Source organism: Shewanella sp. 10N.286.52.B9, assembly GCF_002873635.1.
GTDB lineage: Bacteria > Pseudomonadota > Gammaproteobacteria > Enterobacterales > Shewanellaceae > Shewanella.
On the sequence record NZ_MCTY01000215.1, the window covers coordinates 41,087 to 61,449 of the forward strand.

Below are 20,363 nucleotides of genomic sequence, written 5' to 3' on the forward strand. Positions count from 1 at the left end.
ATGGCTCTTTGAAATTAGCAAAAGGCTCATTAAATAAAAAACTCCCAGCGTGCATCCAAGCCTATATTTTACAACATCAACTTTACCGTTAACCCCTCGTAATTCCCGCCTCAAAAATCGCTGCTGTTAAAATCAATTTCAGCTTCAATTGCGCTCGCATAGGTATTTTGCGTATAATGCCCCGTTATTTTTATATATCGAGGTAAGTGACGTGCAGAGCACGGAATTAAAAGATTTTGTTATCGATAAAATCGATGACCTGAAAGCCAAAGACGTTGTGGTATTAGACGTTGCAGAACAATCACAAATCACTGATTTTATGGTTATTTGCTCTGGCACATCAAAAACACACGTTCGCGCAATTGCGGAAAATATGATCGTTGAATCTAAAACTGCAGGCTTACAACCATTAGGTGTTGAAGGTCGTGAGAGCAGTGAATGGGTACTGGTTGATCTAGGTGGCGTAATCTTACATGTAATGCAAGACCAAACACGTGAGTTTTATGATCTAGAAAAACTATGGTCTGAAAACAACGCATAATGAAGTTACAACTGATTGCTGTTGGCACCAAGATGCCAGATTGGGTAACCCGCGGATTTGAAGAATACCAACGTCGTTTTCCTCGTGATATGGCGTTAGAGTTGATTGAGATCCCCGCAGGAAAGCGCGGTAAAAATGCTGATATAGCACGCATTCTTCAAAAAGAAGGCGAACTAATGCTAGCAGCAGTACCCAAAGGCAATCACATTGTAAGCCTAGACTTGCCTGGTAAGAACTGGGAAACCCCACAACTTGCCGAGCAACTCAGCAAATGGCAGCTTGATGGCCGTGATGTCAGTTTATTGATTGGCGGTCCTGAAGGTCTTGCGCCAGCATGCAAAGCTGCTGCAAGCCAAAGCTGGTGTTTATCCGCCCTCACTTTGCCCCATCCATTAGTTCGAGTACTGGTTGCCGAAAGCCTTTATCGAGCATGGAGTATAAATAACAACCACCCCTACCATAGAGAGTAAACCTTATTGGTCAAGGCTCTGGTAAAAGCAAAGCTAATTCAGCTAATATAACAAATCTGAATTTATTAGCCTGAATCTCATCGGAGAAAGCTTAAGTGTCGCCAAAAAAGCGCATTGCCATGCACGACCACGCTGCCGAGGCGTCGCTATTCAAACGTCGTGCTTTGTTCACTTTCCTGTGCGTGTTTATTCTCATCAGTGTTTTACTGTCTAACCTTTATCAACTGCAAGTTGTCTCATACACTGATTATGAAACCCGCTCTAATGACAACCGTATCCGCGTTGTGCCCGTAGCCCCGAGTCGCGGCTTAATCTACGACCGTAACGGCCAACTGCTTGCTGAAAACCAGCCGTTTTATACCCTAGAAGTCATCCCAGAAAAGTCTAAAGATATTACTGCGACCCTAGATAAACTCAATGAGGTTATTGCCCTTACTGAAGAAGAGCGTGAAAGTATCACTGAAAGATTACGTTATCATCGCCGCTTTAAACCATTAACCATCAAAAGCCGATTAACTGAAGAGCAAGTTGCCGCATTCAGTGTTAACCAACATCAATTCCCCGGTTTTAGAGTCGAAGCAGGCCTTAAACGCCATTATCCCTATGAAGATTTGATGACTCACGTATTGGGTTATGTGGGTAAAATTAACACCCGTGATCGCGCATCTCTTGAAAAATCGGGTACCTGGAAAAATTACGCCGCCACTAATGATATTGGCAAACAGGGGATTGAAAAGTTCTATGAGAGCCTATTATTAGGCACCCCTGGTCACCTTGAAGAAGAAGTGAATAACCGTGGCCGCGTGATCCGCACCTTGAAGGTGACCCCGCCAACGCCTGGGCAAGATATTTACCTCACCTTAGATTTAAAACTACAGCAAAAAGCTATGGAACTATTAGATGGTCGCCGCGGCTCAGTGGTTGCAATCGATCCACAAGATGGCGGCGTACTTGCGATGGTATCAAGCCCAAGTTATGACCCTAATTTATTTGTTCACGGTATTAGCAGCAAGGCGTATAACGCACTACTAAACGATAAATCACGCCCTCTTATCAACCGTGCAACCCAAGGCCAATACTCACCAGCATCAACAGTAAAACCGCATATTGCACTACTGGGCTTAGAACAAAAAGCCATTAGCGAAAAAACCCGCATCTGGGATCCAGGCTTTTGGCAAATCCCCAATGTCGAACGTAAATACCGCGACTGGAAACGCTGGGGCCACGGCTGGGTTGATGTATACAGTGCCATCATGGACTCCTGTGATACCTTCTTTTATGACTTAGCCTATAAAGTCGGTGTCGATAAGATTGCTGATTTCATGAACCAATTTGGTTTTGGCGAATCAAGTGGCATTGATATCTACGAAGAAGCCAACGGCATCATGCCATCAAAAGATTGGAAGCGCATGCGTTACAATCAGCCTTGGTATATTGGTGATACGATTTCGGTGGGTATTGGTCAAGGCTACTGGACCTCAACACCATTACAGCTTGCTAATGCCGCCACCATTTTAGCCAATCACGGCACCCGTTATACGCCGCATTTATTAAAATCATTTAAAGATGACACAGCTAAAATCGATACCCCGATTGATGAGCGTGAACCAATAAAATTAAACGATGATAATAACTGGGAAATCATTAACGAAGCGATGCGAAAAACGGCTGATAAGTCTCGCTTTACTGATGCCAAATATACCGCAGCAATGAAAACCGGTACTGCGCAGGTATTTAGTGTTGCCCAAGATGAAAAATACGATGCTGATACCGTGTCAGAGTTTTTACGAGATAACGCCTTAATTATTGCCTACGCGCCTTATGAAAACCCTAAGATTGTTCTCGCGGTGGTTATTGAAAATGCTGGCTGGGGCGGAGTCAATGCTGGACCTGTCGCCCGGGCGCTATTGGATGAATACATGTTACGAGATCAATGGATGGTGGAACAATGAATACCTCACACCACCCACACAAACAGACTATTTGGCAAAAACTACACATAGACTTACCGTTATTGTTGGGCCTACTCGCGCTAATGATTTTTGGCTTGTTTGTGATTTATTCTGCCAGCGGTGAAGACTTTGCCATGATGGAAAGGCAATTAACCCGCTTTGGCTTGTCATTATTTGTCATGTTTATCTTTGCCCAAATAAACCCTGAAATTCTCAGGCGCTGGGCTTTACCCATTTACGTGGCAGGTATCATCCTACTGCTTGGGGTACACTTTTTTGGCACCATTAATAAGGGCGCACAGCGCTGGCTAAACTTAGGCTTTATGGAGTTTCAGCCATCAGAACTTATCAAACTCGCCTTCCCTATTACTATGGCGTGGTACATCAGTAAATTTCCGCTACCACCGAAAAAACGTTATTTAGCCGGTGGTTTGGTTATTCTGCTAATTCCTACGTTACTGATTGCTAAGCAACCTGATTTAGGCACCTCAATTTTGGTCGCCGCTTCGGGGATTTTTGTGCTGTTTTTATCAGGCATGAGCTGGGTAATTGTCGGCAGTTGTGTGACCGCGGTTTTAGCCTTTTTACCGGTACTGTGGTACTTCTTAATGCACGACTATCAGCGCACTAGGGTGATGACCTTGTTTGATCCTGAGCGCGACCCTCTCGGCGCGGGTTATCATATTATTCAATCGAAAATCGCCATTGGCTCAGGTGGTCTATGGGGTAAAGGCTGGCTGCAAGGCTCACAATCACAACTTGAGTTTTTACCAGAGCGCCATACCGACTTTATCTTTGCTGTTATCGGTGAAGAGTTTGGCCTGATCGGCAGTTTACTGTTACTTGCCCTGTATATGTATATCATCGGCCGCGGCTTAGTTATCGCATCGCGAGCGCAAACCTCCTTTGCTCGCTTACTGGCAGGCAGTATTACCTTAACCTTCTTTGTTTATATTTTCGTCAATATTGGTATGGTATCTGGCATCTTACCTGTTGTGGGAGTGCCCTTACCTTTAATCAGTTATGGCGGCACCTCGATGATGACATTGATGATAGGTTTTGGCATTCTGATGAGTATTCAAACCCATAGACGCTTTGTGGATAGGTAATCCCAGCCAAACCTAATGAAATAACTTAATAAGGAAAACTGCCGCACAGCTGAATTGACATCACTTAGCGGTAGTCCAATTACACAGGACCTTAAATGCAAATAACAACTAAAATCGCAACAGCGCTGGCATTACTTCTCAGTTCAACAACACTTTTTGCGGCGCCAACGCCGCCAACAGAGCAAGAAGTCAGCGCACTAAAACAGGCTTTTATCACTGAACAAGTGAGCAAGGGCTTTACCGAACAAGAAGTTCAGCAATTCTTATCATCTGCTAATCATAATCAAGCCGTACTTGATGCTATTTCCAAACCTTGGGAAGCCAAACCTTGGCACCAATACTATCCCATCTTTTTAACTGACTCCCGTTTAGAAAAAGGCTTAGCCTTTTGGCAACAAAATGCTGAAACCATCAAGCAGGCCTCAGAAAAATTCCAAGTTGACCCGCAAATCATTGTTGCCATTATCGGTATCGAAACCTACTACGGCGGCTACATGGGTAACTATAAAGTACAAGATGCGCTGTATACATTAGGCTTTTACTATCCTCCTAGAGCCACCTTTTTCAGGAAAGAATTTGGCAACCTGATGTCATTAATTAAAGAAGAGCAATTAGATAATGACAATCTTAAAGGCTCTTACGCTGGCGCTATGGGTTATGGCCAGTTTATTCCTTCAAGCTATCGTCACTACGCGGTTGATTTCAGCGGTGATGGCCGCCGAGATCTATTGAATAGTAAGCCGGATGCTATTGGTAGTGTTGCTAATTATTTCCACCAACACGGCTGGAAAAAAGGCGCACCTGTTGCCCTTAAATTAAATCACACCGTTGAAACCGCGCCTAAAGCCAAGGTATGGCTTAAAGGTAAGCCGACACAAACTGTGGCTGATATCTTGACCCCAAGTTTATCCCTAGCGGTTGCCAAAGATATTGATGCTTCGCAATCTGCATTACTGATCAAACTTGAGCAATCCAAAGCAACAGACTACTGGTTAGGGCTTAATAACTTTTATGTGATTACCCGCTACAATCGCAGCCCACTATATGCCATGGCGGTATATCAATTTAGCCAGCAATTAGCAGCTGCGTACCACTCAGGTGCAGCCCCTGCACATGACAACAAATAAGATGCGCACTCACATGAACGGTCAAATAAACTGTCACATTAAATATGACATGCTAAAAAAGTCACTCATTAGTCTCGCCGTGGTTGGGTTGTGCGGTGCATTGGCTGCGTGTTCAAGTTCACCGACGCCAACTAGCCAAGATGACCGCTATCAGCTCAAAGATGATCGCGCCCCTAAAAGTGCCCCCGATGTCAGTAAGGTTGAAGATGCCCACCCAAAGTATGAGCCCTATAGTCGCCAAGGAAACCAGCAAAACTATACTGTGCGCGGCAAGTCATATCAGGTGATGTCGAGCGCGAAAGGTTTTAAACAAACGGGCGGCGCATCTTGGTATGGGTCAAAGTTTCATGGCCACCTAACATCAAACGGCGAAACCTATGATATGTACTCCATGTCAGCAGCCCATAAAACCTTGCCATTACCAAGTTATGTGCGAGTCACTAATGAGGCTAATAACAAACAAGTGATTGTCAGAGTCAATGATCGTGGCCCATTCCATGAAGGCAGAATTATTGACCTGTCCTACGCTGCAGCCTACAAAATTGGTATGTTGCAGCAAGGCACCGCTAAAGTCAGCATTGAAGCCATTCATATTGAGTCACCAGAATCAATGGCACTAGATGAACTAAAAGACTCCAGCGTGCATTTTATTCAAGTGGTGGCCTCTAAAGATCTGCTGCGGATTAATGTGCTGGCAAAAGAGCTTGAACAAAAGTACCAAGTGCCGGCAAAAGTTGAAGCGGCTAATGGCTTTTATCGCCTACAACTCGGGCCAATTGGACAGCGTTATTTAGCGAATAAAGTATTAGTGCAGCTAAAACAAGATGGCCACCCTAATAGCTATATGATGTACCCTAAAAAATAACCAGTTTTTGAAAAATAATAAATTAGCCTGCCTGACAGTTTATTTATGTTAATGAAGCTTAATGTCAAATTGTCAGCGACTAATGATATAATGTTTTTAATTATGTCGTTTATTCATTTAAACCTACTAAAGATGCTTTAAAGTAATAATCTTGCTTGGTTTTTATGCTATTTTTGATAAATGCGTTTGTTGGTGCTTTCACTAGCACATCAAACACGGTAAGTTAAAAATAAACCCTAAACGACGTCACCTTCTACATTGACCAGAGATGTGCCAATTTAATGATGAATATTGTTAACACTCCCCTAAAATCTTTGCTGTTGCTTTCTGCGGTATCTTTTTCATCTCAAGCAGCCAACGCAGCTAATGCACCTATGGTTATGCCTAATGCGCCGACTGTCGCCGCTAAAGCTTATGTTCTAATGGATTACAATTCAGGGCGCGTGATTGCTGAAAGCAATGCCTATGAATCACTTAACCCTGCTAGCTTAACTAAAATGATGACCAGTTATGTTATTGGTCATGAAGTTAAAGTCGGTAATATTTCTTTAGATGATGAAGTAACCATCAGTAAAAAAGCTTGGTCTAAAAACTTCCCAGATTCGTCAAAAATGTTTATTGAAGTGGGTAAAACTGTCACGGTCGAAGATTTAAACCGCGGCATTATTATTCAATCAGGTAACGATGCCTGTGTGGCAATGGCAGAACATATCGCCGGCACCGAAGATGGCTTTGTTGACTTAATGAACTCATGGTCAAAGCAACTGGGCATGACCCAAAGTTACTTTGAAAACTCACATGGTTTAGATTCTGATAATCACAAAACCACCGCCTATGATATGGCATTGCTAGGCGCAGCGTTAATTCGTGATGTGCCAGATGAATACCGTGTTTATTCAGAAAAATCTTTCACCTTTAACGGCATTAAACAATATAACCGTAACGGCCTATTGTGGGATAACAGCCTTAATGTTGACGGCATCAAAACTGGCCATACATCAGGTGCGGGTTACAACTTAGTGTCTTCAGCAACCAATGACGGTATGCGTCTCATTACCGTGGTGATGGGTACTAACAGCGAGTCAGCCCGTAAAGCTGAAAGCAAAAAGCTGCTTAACTACGGTTTCCGTTTCTTTGAAACCATTACCCCATATAAAGCTGGCGACACCTTTGTTACCCAAAAAATCTGGTATGGTGATCGTGAAACGGTTGATTTAGGTGTCGTTACCGACACGCCTATTACCATTAATCGCGGTCAAGCTAAAAACTTACAAGCAAACTTTGAGCTAACTAAGCCACTAACGGCGCCGTTAGCGAAAGGCGAAACTGTTGGCCGTGTTTTCTTCCAATTAGATGGCAAAGACATAGCTCAATTCCCATTAGTCACTTTAAATGAAGTCAATGAAGGCAGCTGGTTTAGCAAATTGATGGATTACTTCAAGCAAATGTTTGAAGGCTGGTTTGGTGAATAATAAGCTAAGCTATTTTCTAAATAATTAGCAAAATGGTCAGTTAAACAAACTGATATCTACAATAAAGCCACCTTCGGGTGGCTTTATTGTTATCGAAGCAGCAGCGCAAAACTAACGCCTTAGGTAATAAATTACAATGGCGCAGTAAAAATGACCATCAAACGCTGCTCGCAGACTTGTATTACAGTATAATTACCCCATATAGAAGTGATAACAGCTTCAACTGTACCTGCTGTAATATCTACAAACAGGCGCATTCAACCGTAGAGAGCAAACACATGTTAGAAACAAACTTTGGCGAACTAATGGATTTTCCAAATTCATGCCCATTCAAAGTCATCGGTAATGCTGACGATACCTTAGCTGATCGCATCGTTGCTGTAGCGCAAAAACTCGCACCTGGCGATTATGCGCCAACAGTCAAAGCATCAAGCAAAGGCACCTACTACGCAGTATCAATTCGTATTACTGTTACCAGTAAAGAACATATTGAGCAAGTTTATACAGATCTTGCTGCAATTGAAGGTGTAAACCGCGTACTTTAACACCGCTCAAAATGGTATAAAACGTGATCCACCTATCACTTTGATGTTATTTCAGTGATAGGTGCGTATAATAAGCCAACTTTTTTGAGGGAGAGCTTGCCCTTGCAAACTCAGACGTTACATATCAGGCATCTTGGCCGCCAAGATTACGAGTCGGTCTGGCATGCCATGCAAAGTTACACTGACAATCGCGACAGTGACAGCAACGACGAGCTATGGATAGTTGAACATTCACCGGTATTCACCCAAGGCCAAGCAGGCAAAAGTGAACACATTCTCAATCCTGGCGATATCCCAGTGATCCAAGTGGATCGCGGCGGACAAGTCACTTATCACGGCCCCGGCCAACTGGTTGTCTATCCACTCATTGACATAAAAAGAAGTAAACTCGGTGTGAGACAATTAGTGAATAATATCGAGCAAAGCATCGTTGATATGCTCGCCATGTACGATGTCAATGCTTACGCCAAAGCAGATGCACCCGGTGTCTATGTTGACGAGCGAAAACTCGCGTCATTAGGGTTACGCATTCGTAAAGGCTGCTCTTTTCATGGCCTTGCCCTCAACGTCGATATGGATTTAGCACCATTTCTGCGCATTAATCCTTGTGGTTATGCCGGACTTGAAATGGTGCAATGCAAAGCCTTAGGCGGCCCACAAACCGTGACTGAAGCTGGCGACAAACTGATTCAAACATTAAGCCAAGTATTAGGCTACCAAGAACTTGTACATCATCAAGGATTAGCAGAATAAAATGAATAGGCCTGAAAGATTACAACCCGGTGTTAAATTGCGTGATGCTGAAAAAGTCGCGCGTATCCCTGTTAAAGTGGTTCCATCTGAACGTGAAACCATGTTGCGTAAACCAGATTGGTTAAGAGTAAAACTCCCTGCATCAAACCAGCGAATTACTGATATAAAATCAGCACTGCGTAAAAACGGTTTGCACTCAGTATGTGAAGAAGCCTCATGCCCTAACCTTGCTGAATGCTTTAACCACGGTACTGCCACCTTTATGATCTTAGGGGCGATTTGTACTCGTCGTTGTCCTTTTTGTGATGTTGCCCACGGCCGTCCACTAAAGCCTGATGCAGCTGAGCCTAAGAAACTCGCGCAAACCATTCAAGATATGAAGCTTAAATATGTGGTGATCACCTCTGTAGATCGTGATGATTTACGTGACGGCGGCGCACAGCACTTTGCTGATTGTATTCGTGAAATCCGCATCTTAAATCCTGAAATTAAAATTGAAATTTTAGTGCCTGATTTCCGTGGCCGTATTGACGCCGCTTTAGATATTTTAGCCACTGAGCCACCAGATGTGTTCAACCACAACCTTGAAACAGCGCCAATGCATTACCGTAAAGCGCGCCCAGGGGCAAATTACCAGTGGTCATTGGATTTACTAAAACGCTTTAAAGACCGTCACCCTGATGTTCCAACTAAGTCAGGTTTAATGATGGGCTTAGGGGAGTCAAACGAAGAAATCGCCGATGTATTACGTGATTTACGTGCTCATAACGTCGAGATGTTAACCTTAGGTCAATACTTACAACCAAGTAAGTTCCACTTACCGGTTGAGCGTTACGTGCCACCAGCAGAGTTTGATGAGCTAAAAGCATTAGCTGACGAGATTGGCTTTACCCATGCAGCCTGTGGCCCGCTTGTACGTTCAAGCTACCATGCGGATTTACAAGCGCAAGGTAAAGAAGTGAAGTAAGCTTTATTTGCTTCCTAAGAGACTAAAACGGCGCCTAGAGCGCCGTTTTTAATGTCTGTTATTAATAGTATTACTTACCAGCTTGAACCATTGCTTTAATCACATGGGCTTTAACGAAATGATCAAGTTGATGAGTTTCAATCCACCAAGTCGCAGCTTCCATCAATAATATCGGGTCATCGTTCTTATTGGCAAAAAAGGCATAAAATGATAAACCAACATTATCGCCTTTGGCGGCAATTTTTTTATCGCACACTTGGATTATTTTGGCTCTTAACGACTCTCTCATTTAACGCTCTTTATTGGTTTAACAATATTAATTTACTCAGCATATGATTCATTCAGTCATTTATTCTGGCAATAACCTGTAATCCATCAAGATAGCATCTTCACGGCCAGTTACGCTTGGGTAATAACCCGTGCGGCGACCTGCTTCAACAAAACCTAATGTATTATACAAGCCAATTGCAGCAAGATTAGACTGTCGAACCTCCAACATCACCACCACTGCCTGTTTCACTTTAGCATCATAGATAACATGATTAAGTAGCTGCTTTCCTAGACCCTTTCCTTGTTGATTCGGCGCAATACAAATATCTAATAACGTCAGCTCATCGACAATTTGCTGCACAATGGCAAAACCAATAAGCTCATCTTTATCAAAGACTCCATAAACGCGATATAAGCGGCCAAAACAGTCTTCTAAGCTTGCTAAACTCCAAGGGTGAGAATGTGCAGCAGACTCAATTTCAAACATTGCAGCTGTGTTTTCAGGAGATAATAACGAAATTGTTAAACTTGTTTGAGGAGAAGCTGAAGTCATAAGGTTTCTTCAATAGTGGAAGTTTGAATAATCGAAGCTTTAAATAATCGAAGCTTTAAATAATCGAAGCTTTAAATAATCACTGTTTTATATCGTCAATGTCAGTAACTAAATTCTAAGCTGACTTATCTGTATCAATCGAAGCCGTTTTATCAAGCTGCAAACCAAGCTGTTGCCACAGGTCTCTCTTACCTTGATGGCCTTGCAATAACGCCTCAATAGGATCGGTAATAATCCAAGCCACTCGTGGACGGACGCGCATTTTGCGCATATCCCAAATCACCTGCATGCCTTTGACCATTTCAGTATCAAACTCACATTGTGACTCATCAATATGTAATAGCGACAACACGCTTTTAACCAAACTATGCTGGCTAATATCATCACCGTCATCATGAATAATTAAATACGGCTTGCCTTGGCTATCAGCGCTGCGCCAACGGGTTACGCCCATGGCATCTAAAAAAGCTGATTTTTCCATAGTAATTCTCTATCAATGATCTCGTCACTAGAATAGCAGTTCATTAACCACAATGTGAGAGCAAATCAGCTTGAGCGGGTAGATTTAATCCAATTAAAGCCTTAACAACAAAAAACCGCAATAATTTAAAAACCTTGGTAAATACATATCTGGTTAATAGGAGCCCTAGGTTCTTCAGAATGAGCGATATTCACCACTCGCGATTCTAGTTTTAAGAATAATGATCCCTTAACTCTTTTCAACATCTAAAACAGATTCAGGTAGTGTGGTTGTCGGTAGATGAGATTGATAATACTGATGGGGCATTTCATTCTTTTTTGCGTGATACATGGCGATATCGGCATGCTTAATTAAGGTTTTGCTATCTTGCCCATCCTCTGGATACTGAGAAATTCCAATACTGGCGGCAATGACAATCAAATGTCCAGCACAAGGAATGTCAATTAATAGTGCAGTTTCAATATCTTTCGCCACATCAGAAATATTCAGATTGGCGGTATCAGGAATAATAATCGCAAATTCATCACCGCCAATACGGGCCGTTAAGCTATTTTCAGGTACGACTTGCAAGATCCGCTGGGCAATCACTGTTAAAATTCGGTCCCCTTCTGGGTGCCCAAACGTGTCATTAATCATTTTAAAATTGTTAATGTCTAACATTAAGCAATAAAAACCTTCACTTTTTAGCGCTAACATTTGATCCATATGGCGATAAAAGTGCTGACGATTGGCTAATGTGGTTAACAAATCATGGTTCGCTTGATGGTGCTTTTGCTGCAATAACACATCAATATCCATAATTGTTTGCTTACTTAGGTTCGTCACCAAGTACACAAACCCGCCGCCAGCGAAGAAAATACCAGCCACCACTAATTGTATAAAATCAATCTCACTGGTAGAGCTAAATAATAAAGATAAATAACTGAGGTAACTGACAATAAATAATCCAATTAACAATAACAGCGTCAACCAGCCTTTATTACTAAACTGAGAATAAGCACAGATGGCATAAGCTGGGCGTAACGATAACACCAGCCCGATGCTTCCAACCAGCACCAAAAATAAAGCAACATAATCCATAGCACACCCAAACAGTTGTCAAAATCACATTCAATTCATTTTATTCAGTTCTCGAAGCTCTTTGCCATAAAAGACATTGGCGTTGGAATTCACTGAAACCGATAAGGTTAATTAATATAAATATTGTTATATATTAACCTATTACATAATTTAAAGTATACCAGTTCATCGCAACCATCGATATTCAAGGTTTAGCCAACGGCCTACTAAATAAAGAGGGAGCATTGCGCTTTCGAGATGAATATTAACCACCAAAGTGCTACAGCCCTAGAGTCAAAGGTCTCTTTTCAAAATAAAGCAGTTAACATTTTGGTAACAGTGTGGCATTTTGTATTTAAGATACGCTAAAAACACAAATAATAAGAACATGGACCGGTTTAATCATGCTTAAGAACTATAAATTACTATTACTTACTTGCCTTTGCCTTCCCCCGTTAACAAGCCTTGCCCAAAGTAAACTTATCAATAATATCAATGGCTACACTGTCAGTAATGGTAAATTAGTTGAGTTTAAGGCATTACAATTTAACGGCGATGTCATTGAAAAAATCTACCTTGAAAATGAACATCTTCCCTACAGTACTAACACCAGTATTGTAAGAATTGATGGACAAGGCAAAACCTTACTACCAGGCCTTATCGATGCGCATGGTCATGTTTTAAGCTATGGATTAAGCCTGATGCGAGCCCAGTTACGTGGCAGCGTGACTGAACAACAAGCCGTTGAAACTGTTGTAGCATTTAGGCAATTACAACCAACAATGCAATGGATACAAGGACGCGGCTGGAACCAAGTGTTATGGCCACAACAAAACTTTCCCGTGGCTGCATCACTGGATAAAGTCTTTCCCGATACCCCTGTATGGTTAGTTCGCATTGATGGCCATGCTGGCTGGGCAAATAGCGCTGCGATGAAAATCGCTGGTATTAGCTCTGCCACCACCAGCCCTGAAGGTGGTGAAATTATCAAATATGCTGATGGTCAGCCGACAGGGGTATTTATTGATAATGCCATGAGCCTGATCACTACTAAAATCCCACAACCTTCTATCGACGAGCAACAAGAAATACTGCTAACAGCTCTTACTTCGCTGGCTAAGCAGGGATTAACAAGTGTCCATGATGCAGGTATTGGCAGTGACACTATCGCGGCTTATCAGGCACTTGATTATGCCGATAAACTGCCAATTCGCGTGTACGCCATGATAGATGCTCAAGACCCTGAATTTGACAAGATGATGCAGGCAGGACCGATGGCTTCTGGCTCAGATAAATTACACATCAGCAGCGTAAAAATATCCGCCGACGGCGCCCTTGGCAGTCGCGGCGCTGCATTGATTGAAGACTATAGCGATTTAGCTGGCCATAAAGGTTTATTGCTCTATTCTGAAAAAGAGTTGGGCGATACGATTCAACAAGCGATGGATGCAGGCTTTCAGGTCAATACCCATGCCATTGGCGATAATGCCAATCAAATAGTGTTGGATCACTACCAAGCCAATATCGCCGCAAGTAACAGCCGTCATTTACGCCATCGAATTGAACATGCCCAAGTGTTGCAATTAGCCGATATTCCACGTTTTGCGCAACTCAATGTTATCGCATCAATGCAAGCAACCCATGCCACAAGTGATAAAAACATGGCATTAGACCGAATTGGTAATGCCCGTATAAAAGGCGCCTACGCTTGGCGTAAGCTACTTAATGCCAATACGATTATTGCCGCAGGCTCTGACTTCCCCATTGAGTCGCCAAATCCTTTTTATGGCCTGCACGCCTCGGTAACTCGTCAAGATCACGACAATCAACCTGTTGATGGCTGGTATCGCCGCGAAAGCATGAATTTAACCGAAGCATTAGCCACATTTACCACCCACGCCGCTTTTGCCGCCCATCAAGAGCAAATGATTGGCCAACTTGTCCCTAAGCGTAAAGCAGATTTTATTCTGATTGATAAAGATATCTTTGCTATTAACCCTGAAGATATTTGGAAAACTAAGGTGCTGGAAACTTGGGTTGATGGTGAGCGAGTAGAATAACGCCGCAATCATTTTTAATATGCCTAACCTAAAAGCCTAGCGATTAATTTAACTAGGCTTTTTTACGCCTATATTTTGCATTAAACGCCAAACGCCTAAAAAGTGCTTATTAAAAACTGACTTTTCTTAATTAGGTTTTATCGCGTCAAAAATAAAATTCAATAAATTAACCCTTTTCAAATTTGCTCTCGTTTATAGCTATAACAAGGTTACTACCAACCTCATTTATTGTTTGGAGCACGACATGACAACATCAACACATCGCATTATAAAAACAACCTTAATGAATGGTTTGCTAGCAACAGGATTACTATTTGGCTCACTGTCTCAAAATGCTATTGCTGCTGACTATAATTTCCCACATCTTGAAACGGTTGGTACGAGCCATTTAAAAATAGCCCCTGATATGGCGGTAATTTCAGTTCAAGTCAGCCTAACTAAAGATGATGCCAAGCAAGCTAAAGTCGCTGTTGATCAAGCCGTCGCTAAATTCATCAAGCGACTCAAGGATGCTGGAGTCGATAAAAATGCGATATCTAGCGCTAATTTGAGCATCCAACCGCAATACCATTACCCTTCGAAACAACCCAAAGAGTTAGTGGGTTACCGCGCTAACAGACAAGTGATTGTTACCATCAAGCAGCTGCCTAAGCTTAATGACATTTTAGATTCCGCATTAGAAGAAGGCATTAATCAAGTGCAAAATATCAGTTTGAAATCATCAAACGAAACTGCAGCGGTCGAAAAAGCAAGACAAGCAGCCATTAAAGATGCCAAGCAAAAAGCTAAATCACTGGCCCAAGGTTTTGAACGTGAGCTCGATGGTGTTTGGAAAATCAGCTACTTAACTCAGCAGTCGGTACAACCTGTGATGATGCGTATGGCGGCAATGCAAAGTGACACGGCCGAAAGCTATCAATACGGTCAAGTCAGTGTCGAGGAGCGTGTTGAGGTCATTTACAAATTAAAATAGCTATAAACGTAAGTGGCGATTAACAGCAACAGTTCATCGCTGCCTTACTCGGTGGTATAAAGAACAGCGCATAAAGAACAGCAGCATTTATGCGCTCTAGTTAACACTCTTAAAAAATAATCACACATTTGTCATATTTATTGTTTTTAATCAATACCTCTATTGTCCCGCTGCATAAACTACCTCGCAATTTACACATGCTTTTTTATTGTTTATTCCACCAAGAGGACGCTTCATGAACATCGATTTATCCACTGAAATTGCTGGTATTAGCTTAGACAGTTACTTGATGAATGCCTCTGGCCCCAAGTGCACCACTTGGGATGAACTGCACACGATTGCCCAATCTCATTCGGCTGCTGTGGTCACTAAATCTTGTACCATGGAAGCACGCGAAGGCAATCCTGAGCCACGCTATAAAGATTTACCATTAGGTTCGATTCAATCGATGGGCTTACCCAATTTAGGTTATAAAGCTTATTTAGCAATGGTGCCTCAATTAAAAGCATTAGGTAAACCTGTTGTTGTAAGCATTTCAGGCTTTAGCATTGAAGATAATATTGAAATGGTTAGCGCCTTTCAAAACAGTGATGTTGACCTAATTGAAGTTAACTTCTCTTGCCCTAATATCCCTGGTAAAGCGCAGGTCGCCTATGACTTTGAACAAACTGACAAAGCACTCGCTGCCCTAACAGCGCTTGGTAATAAACCGATTGGCATTAAACTGGCGCCTTATTTTGATATGTCACATTTTGTGGCAGCAGCCAATGTCATCAAAAAATATCCAGTAAAATTTATCACCTGCATTAACTCAATCGGCAACACTTTAGTTATCGACCCGTACACTGAGCAACCCATAATCAAGCCTAAAGGCGGCTTTGGTGGTTTGTGTGGTGATTATATTAAACCTGTCGGTTTAGCCAATGTGCGCGCCTTTCGTGAACTGCTGGATGATGACGTACAAATCATTGGCGTTGGCGGGATAAAAACCGGAATCGATGCCTTTGAATACCTACTCGCCGGTGCTGATGCGGTACAAATCGCGACCTGTTTTGAAAAAGAAGGTGAAGCTTGCTTTGAGCGTATTGAAACAGAACTCGCTGACTTCATGCGCGGTAAAGGTTACCAGTGTATTAATGACGCTAAAGGCAAATTAAAACCGCTTTAATGATACCTGTGGCACATTAAGCCTCTGAATATCTGTATTGAAACTCCCCCCTTCCCCTTTAAAGCCACTGTATTTACAGTGGCTTTTTAGCCGTTTCAAAAACACTGCATATAAATAAATTCAGTAAGATATTTATTGTACAAATTATCCCTAATCCAAACTAACACTGTTAATATTAAACTTGAGCAACAACTTTGTAGCATTATCAAAACATTAGCCTGCTAACGGTTAATGTGAGTTTACCCTCAAGCCCAGATAATAAATGGAACATAACTGTGTTTAAAAAATTACTTGCGATGACCAGTTCAACCCAAATGCTAGTGGCTATGTTTGTCGGCTTTGCTGTGGGGATATTCTTTGGCGAGTCCGTAGGCTGGCTTAGCGCTATCGGTAATGGCGTTATTTTATTAATGCAAATGACCGTATTGCCTTACATAGTGGTATCGCTTATTGGCGGTATAGGCAAACTGCAAAAAAGCACGGCCATATTAATTTTTAGCCGCGCTGGCGCCATTATGTTATTGCTGTGGTTAGTCGGTTTAGTTCTCACTGCGTTAATGCCATTGTCTTTTCCGTTTATTGAATCAGCATCGTTTTTCAGCACCAGTATTATCGAACCTGCCCAGCCGATTAATTATTTTAAGCTCTATATTCCTTCAAACCCGTTTGAGTCGATGGCGGAAGGCTATGTTCCTGCCATGGTGGTATTCAGTATTGCCTTGGGTCTCGCGTTAATTAGTATGGAGGGCGACAATAAAAAGCTGGTGTTAACCTTCATGCATACCATCACAGAAGCCTTTTCTCGGATCACCCAAGGCTTGGTTAAAGTGTTGCCTATTGGTATTTTTGCCATGTCAGCATCGGCAGCTGGCACTATGGGAGTGGATGAATTTGCCAGTATGCAGGTTTACCTTATTAGTTACTTTGCTTTGTGCTTATTGCTCACATTTGCAGTGCTACCTTGGATAGTTTCGTCATTAACGCCAATCACTTATAGGCAGACGGTTAACATAAGTAAAGCCAGTTTAGTTACCGCCTTTGCCACAGGTAATATCTTTATTGTTATTCCGGTAATTATTGCTGAGTGTAAGCAAATTATGCGTGAGCATAATAACTTAACTGAAGATGGCGTCACCCTGATTGAGATTTTGGTGCCTATTGCATTTACCTTCCCCAATATCGGTAAATTAACCGTTATCTTGTTTGTCTACTTTGCAGGCTGGTTTAATGGCACCCCTGTTGATATCAGCGCTATGCCGTCGTTGTCTGTCAGTGGCTTATTATCATTATTTGGTAGTGTGTATGTCGCCATTCCTTTTATGTTGGACTTAGTGCAACTACCTTCAGACTTATTCCAACTATTTGTCATGTCAGGCTTTATCACAGGCAAGTTCAACTCTATTGCCGCAGTAATGAACCTATTCGCCCTCACCCTATTAACCGTGTGCTTATTCCAAGGGACACTGAAAATTCGTCCGCCGCAATTAATTAAAATGTCGGTTGGGCTTTTAGCCAGTACCGCGGTCACCATTGTTGTTTGCCGCATAGGTATGGGATTATTTATACATAGCCCTGATATCACCAGTGAGGTGATCGCCAACATGAAAGTGGCTGACAAAGTGCCCACGAAAGTGACTCGCCAATACCCTGAAATCGGTAAAACGCCCACTCAAGCAATCGCCAGCGTCCATTCCATTCGCCAACGTGGCTTACTAAGAGTCGGTTACATTCCCAGTAATGTGCCTTTTAGTTACTACAATAATGCCGGCCAGTTAGTGGGCTTTGATATTGCAATGGCCACTAAGTTGGCGGAGGACTTGAAAGTCGAGGTAGAGTTTATCCCGTTCAAAAAAGATAAGCTCGCAGCGTCATTACAGGCTGGCTATTTTGATGTCGCCATGTCGGGTCTGTCAATGGATATCAAACAAATGGACAGGCTTAGTTATGGCGAACCAGTGCTAGAGCTTAACATCGCCATTGCCACTCAAGATCATCGGGTTAATAGCTTCAAAACTGATGAGTCCATTCTCGAAATGGAAAATACCACCATCGCCTATATTGAACATGATGATAAAATTGCCGATGCCAAGAAAAAACTGCCTCATATTAATTTTGTTAAAATTGACGGTTATAAAGATTTCTTTAGGCAAAAAGCGCCCAAATACGATGCGGTGGTGATCAGCGCTGAAGCAGGTTCAGCTTGGACATTATTCTTCCCAGGTTACGGCATTGCTATTTTAGAAGGTAAAAATCGCTACCCTGTGGCTTATGCCGTCGCACAAACTAATCAGTCACTATTAAACTACATTAATAACTGGCAAAAACTGCGCCGAGTCGATGGCCACCAGCAACAATTTTATGATTATTGGATGCTAGGAAAAGGCGCAACCACACCAGTGCCGCGATGGTCGATTATTCGTGATGTACTGCATTGGGTTGACTAAATTAACCATCCATTAAAAAGGCTCCTTCGGGAGCCTTGGTGATAATGATTAGCCAAGGTTATTGCTTATGTACTTTACCTGATTTCATGACAAAATGAATATCAAGTAAGGCATCAATACTTTCAAGGGGGCTCGCTTTCATTGCAATAATGTCAGCATGCTTACCTTGTGCTAGCGTGCCTAGAGTATCGCTCATATCAATAAGGTCAGCAGCGTTAATGGTCGCACTGACTAAGATATCTTGATTGCTCATCCCCGCCTGACTCATCAGCACAGCCTCCTTAGCATTATCGCCGTGGCGTGATACGCCGCTATCTGTACCAAAAGCAATCTTAACCCCCGCTTTATAGGCATTACCAAAGTTGTTTTGCATATCATGACCGACCCTAATCGCTTTGGCTTTAATTGCTTCAGACATAAAGTTGCCATCACTTTTAGCCATTTGAACCACAGTGTCACCCGCTAACAGAGTTGGCACTAAGTAAGCCCCTGACTTTTTAAATAGCTTAATCGATTCTTTATTGGCGTAACTGCCATGTTCAATGCTATCAACACCTGCTCTCAGAGCCGCATTAATCCCTTCAGCCGCATGGGCATGGCTGGCGACTTTACGCCCTAATGCATGCGCTGCATCAATGACTTCTTTTAACTCGTCATTGGCCATCTGCTGGCCTGTGCCGGTATTGGTATCTGACAACACGCCGCCTGTAGAGGTAATCTTAATCACATCAGCGCCATATTTTATCGCTCGGCGCGTGGCACGGCGGCAATCAAAGGGACCATCACAAATGGTTTTAGAGGTTAGCATATCCAGTAAGTCAGGGCTTTTCCCATCCACATCACCATGACCACCAGTGACAGAGACGCCGCCTGAGGCAATAATTCGAGGGCCTGCCAACCAGCCTTTGTTAACCGCATCACGAAGCGCATAAATCTGCTCAGGCTTGGCGCCTAAATCTCTTACTGTGGTAAAACCAGCTAACAGTGTTTTATTTGCAAAATAAGCACTTTTCATTGCCACATCGGCATCTGACATGCGTAATGCTTCGCTGTCATTATTGGGCCCTAACTCCCCTTGTAAATGCACGTGCATATCCATTAAACCCGCCATGACAAAGCTGTCTTTGAGGTCAATATATTCAAGGGTATCTGCTTCAGTTATTTGGCTGGATGGAAGCTCAATATAGCCACTGTTGATGGCGCTGATTTGACCATCTTTAATCAATATTGATTGTTGTTTAGTGGTTTTTTCACCTGCAATGGAAAGTAATTCGCCAGCGTGGATGACTTTAAAATCGGCTGATTGTATTGAAGGTATTACGCTACATAAACCGACTATAATCGCTAGGTTAAACGATTTTTTATGACTCAAATAATATTGAATTCGTCTAGTTGCTGCTATTGCTAGATATGACATATAACCCTTCTTATATTTTTAATTTTACCCGAAGGTTAACATGCCTAACTTAATCATAATTTACAACTTTTTCACATTAGCGTTAACAGAAACATTATCGAAAAACCATTCATGTATAGCCTGCAGCTCGGATATAA

At 42.4% G+C, this 20,363-nt stretch carries 19 protein-coding genes; 14 read left to right on the plus strand and 5 right to left on the minus strand.

Annotation, left to right across the window (positions count from 1 at the left end; all coding sequences use genetic code 11):
• Positions 1 to 211: 211 nt before the first annotated feature.
• The 10 genes from rsfS to lipA all read left to right on the plus strand — a co-directional run bounded on the left by rsfS (position 212) and on the right by lipA (position 9,801).
• Positions 212 to 541 carry a ribosome silencing factor gene (gene rsfS / locus BCU91_RS17965; RefSeq protein ID WP_076543101.1) on the plus strand — a complete coding sequence of 110 codons (330 nt, stop codon included), beginning with the start codon at positions 212 to 214 and terminating at the stop codon, positions 539 to 541.
• A complete protein-coding gene (gene rlmH, locus BCU91_RS17970; RefSeq protein WP_076543100.1) occupies positions 541 to 1,011 on the plus strand; it encodes a 23S rRNA (pseudouridine(1915)-N(3))-methyltransferase RlmH in 471 nt (156 codons plus the stop codon). Before rsfS ends, rlmH begins: the two co-directional genes overlap by 1 nt.
• Before the next feature lie 95 nt (positions 1,012 to 1,106).
• Complete coding sequence (gene mrdA / locus BCU91_RS17975; RefSeq protein WP_102477088.1) at positions 1,107 to 2,963, plus strand: penicillin-binding protein 2; 1,857 nt, start codon at positions 1,107 to 1,109, stop codon at positions 2,961 to 2,963.
• Positions 2,960 to 4,072 carry a rod shape-determining protein RodA gene (rodA, locus tag BCU91_RS17980; RefSeq protein WP_102477087.1) on the plus strand — a complete coding sequence of 371 codons (1,113 nt, stop codon included), beginning with the start codon at positions 2,960 to 2,962 and terminating at the stop codon, positions 4,070 to 4,072. The genes mrdA and rodA overlap by 4 nt, the downstream gene beginning before the upstream one ends.
• 95 nt (positions 4,073 to 4,167) lie before the next feature.
• A complete protein-coding gene (gene mltB / locus BCU91_RS17985) occupies positions 4,168 to 5,199 on the plus strand; it encodes a lytic murein transglycosylase B (protein ID WP_102532062.1) in 1,032 nt (343 codons plus the stop codon).
• Between the two features lie 49 nt (positions 5,200 to 5,248).
• Positions 5,249 to 6,064 (plus strand): septal ring lytic transglycosylase RlpA family protein, encoded by an 816-nt coding sequence (locus BCU91_RS17990; RefSeq protein WP_102439167.1) that lies wholly within the window; start codon positions 5,249 to 5,251, stop codon positions 6,062 to 6,064.
• Between the two features lie 281 nt (positions 6,065 to 6,345).
• Positions 6,346 to 7,536 (plus strand): serine hydrolase, encoded by a 1,191-nt coding sequence (locus tag BCU91_RS17995; RefSeq protein WP_076543096.1) that lies wholly within the window; start codon positions 6,346 to 6,348, stop codon positions 7,534 to 7,536.
• Positions 7,537 to 7,814: 278 nt separating this feature from the next.
• Positions 7,815 to 8,081 carry a DUF493 family protein YbeD gene (gene ybeD / locus BCU91_RS18000; RefSeq protein ID WP_076543127.1) on the plus strand — a complete coding sequence of 89 codons (267 nt, stop codon included), beginning with the start codon at positions 7,815 to 7,817 and terminating at the stop codon, positions 8,079 to 8,081.
• Between the two features lie 102 nt (positions 8,082 to 8,183).
• A complete protein-coding gene (gene lipB, locus BCU91_RS18005; RefSeq protein ID WP_076543095.1) occupies positions 8,184 to 8,834 on the plus strand; it encodes a lipoyl(octanoyl) transferase LipB in 651 nt (216 codons plus the stop codon).
• A gap of 1 nt (position 8,835) precedes the next feature.
• Positions 8,836 to 9,801: a lipoyl synthase gene (gene lipA, locus BCU91_RS18010; protein WP_076543094.1), complete on the plus strand. Its 966-nt coding sequence runs from the start codon at positions 8,836 to 8,838 to the stop codon at positions 9,799 to 9,801.
• Between the two features lie 70 nt (positions 9,802 to 9,871).
• On the opposite strand, the gene BCU91_RS18015 is transcribed toward lipA, so the two are convergent.
• The 4 genes from BCU91_RS18015 to BCU91_RS18030 all read right to left on the minus strand — a co-directional run bounded on the left by BCU91_RS18015 (position 9,872) and on the right by BCU91_RS18030 (position 12,185).
• Positions 9,872 to 10,090 (minus strand): DUF6500 family protein, encoded by a 219-nt coding sequence (locus BCU91_RS18015; protein WP_076543093.1) that lies wholly within the window; start codon positions 10,088 to 10,090, stop codon positions 9,872 to 9,874.
• A 60-nt stretch (positions 10,091 to 10,150) separates the two neighbouring features.
• Complete coding sequence (rimI, locus tag BCU91_RS18020; RefSeq protein WP_241901127.1) at positions 10,151 to 10,558, minus strand: ribosomal protein S18-alanine N-acetyltransferase; 408 nt, start codon at positions 10,556 to 10,558, stop codon at positions 10,151 to 10,153.
• Positions 10,559 to 10,739: 181 nt separating this feature from the next.
• Entirely contained in the window at positions 10,740 to 11,105 is a 366-nt protein-coding gene (locus BCU91_RS18025; protein WP_102439005.1) for a hypothetical protein, read from the minus strand.
• 228 nt (positions 11,106 to 11,333) lie between these two features.
• On the minus strand, positions 11,334 to 12,185 hold the full coding sequence (locus BCU91_RS18030; RefSeq protein ID WP_102439007.1) for a GGDEF domain-containing protein: 852 nt from the start codon (positions 12,183 to 12,185) through the stop codon (positions 11,334 to 11,336).
• Positions 12,186 to 12,568: 383 nt separating this feature from the next.
• Here BCU91_RS18030 and BCU91_RS18035 point away from each other — a divergent pair, with 383 nt between their 5' ends.
• The 4 genes from BCU91_RS18035 to BCU91_RS18050 all read left to right on the plus strand — a co-directional run bounded on the left by BCU91_RS18035 (position 12,569) and on the right by BCU91_RS18050 (position 18,809).
• Positions 12,569 to 14,224, plus strand: coding sequence for an amidohydrolase (locus BCU91_RS18035; protein WP_102520815.1), 1,656 nt, complete (start codon positions 12,569 to 12,571; stop codon positions 14,222 to 14,224).
• Between the two features lie 268 nt (positions 14,225 to 14,492).
• Entirely contained in the window at positions 14,493 to 15,197 is a 705-nt protein-coding gene (locus BCU91_RS18040; protein WP_102477109.1) for an oxidative stress defense protein, read from the plus strand.
• Between the two features lie 235 nt (positions 15,198 to 15,432).
• Positions 15,433 to 16,365, plus strand: a complete 933-nt coding sequence (locus BCU91_RS18045; RefSeq protein ID WP_102439011.1) for a dihydroorotate oxidase — start codon at positions 15,433 to 15,435, stop codon at positions 16,363 to 16,365.
• Positions 16,366 to 16,640: 275 nt separating this feature from the next.
• Positions 16,641 to 18,809, plus strand: coding sequence for a cation:dicarboxylase symporter family transporter (locus tag BCU91_RS18050; protein ID WP_102532063.1), 2,169 nt, complete (start codon positions 16,641 to 16,643; stop codon positions 18,807 to 18,809).
• A 58-nt stretch (positions 18,810 to 18,867) separates the two neighbouring features.
• On the opposite strand, the gene BCU91_RS18055 is transcribed toward BCU91_RS18050, so the two are convergent.
• A complete protein-coding gene (locus BCU91_RS18055; RefSeq protein ID WP_102532064.1) occupies positions 18,868 to 20,226 on the minus strand; it encodes an amidohydrolase family protein in 1,359 nt (452 codons plus the stop codon).
• Positions 20,227 to 20,363: the final 137 nt, after the last annotated feature.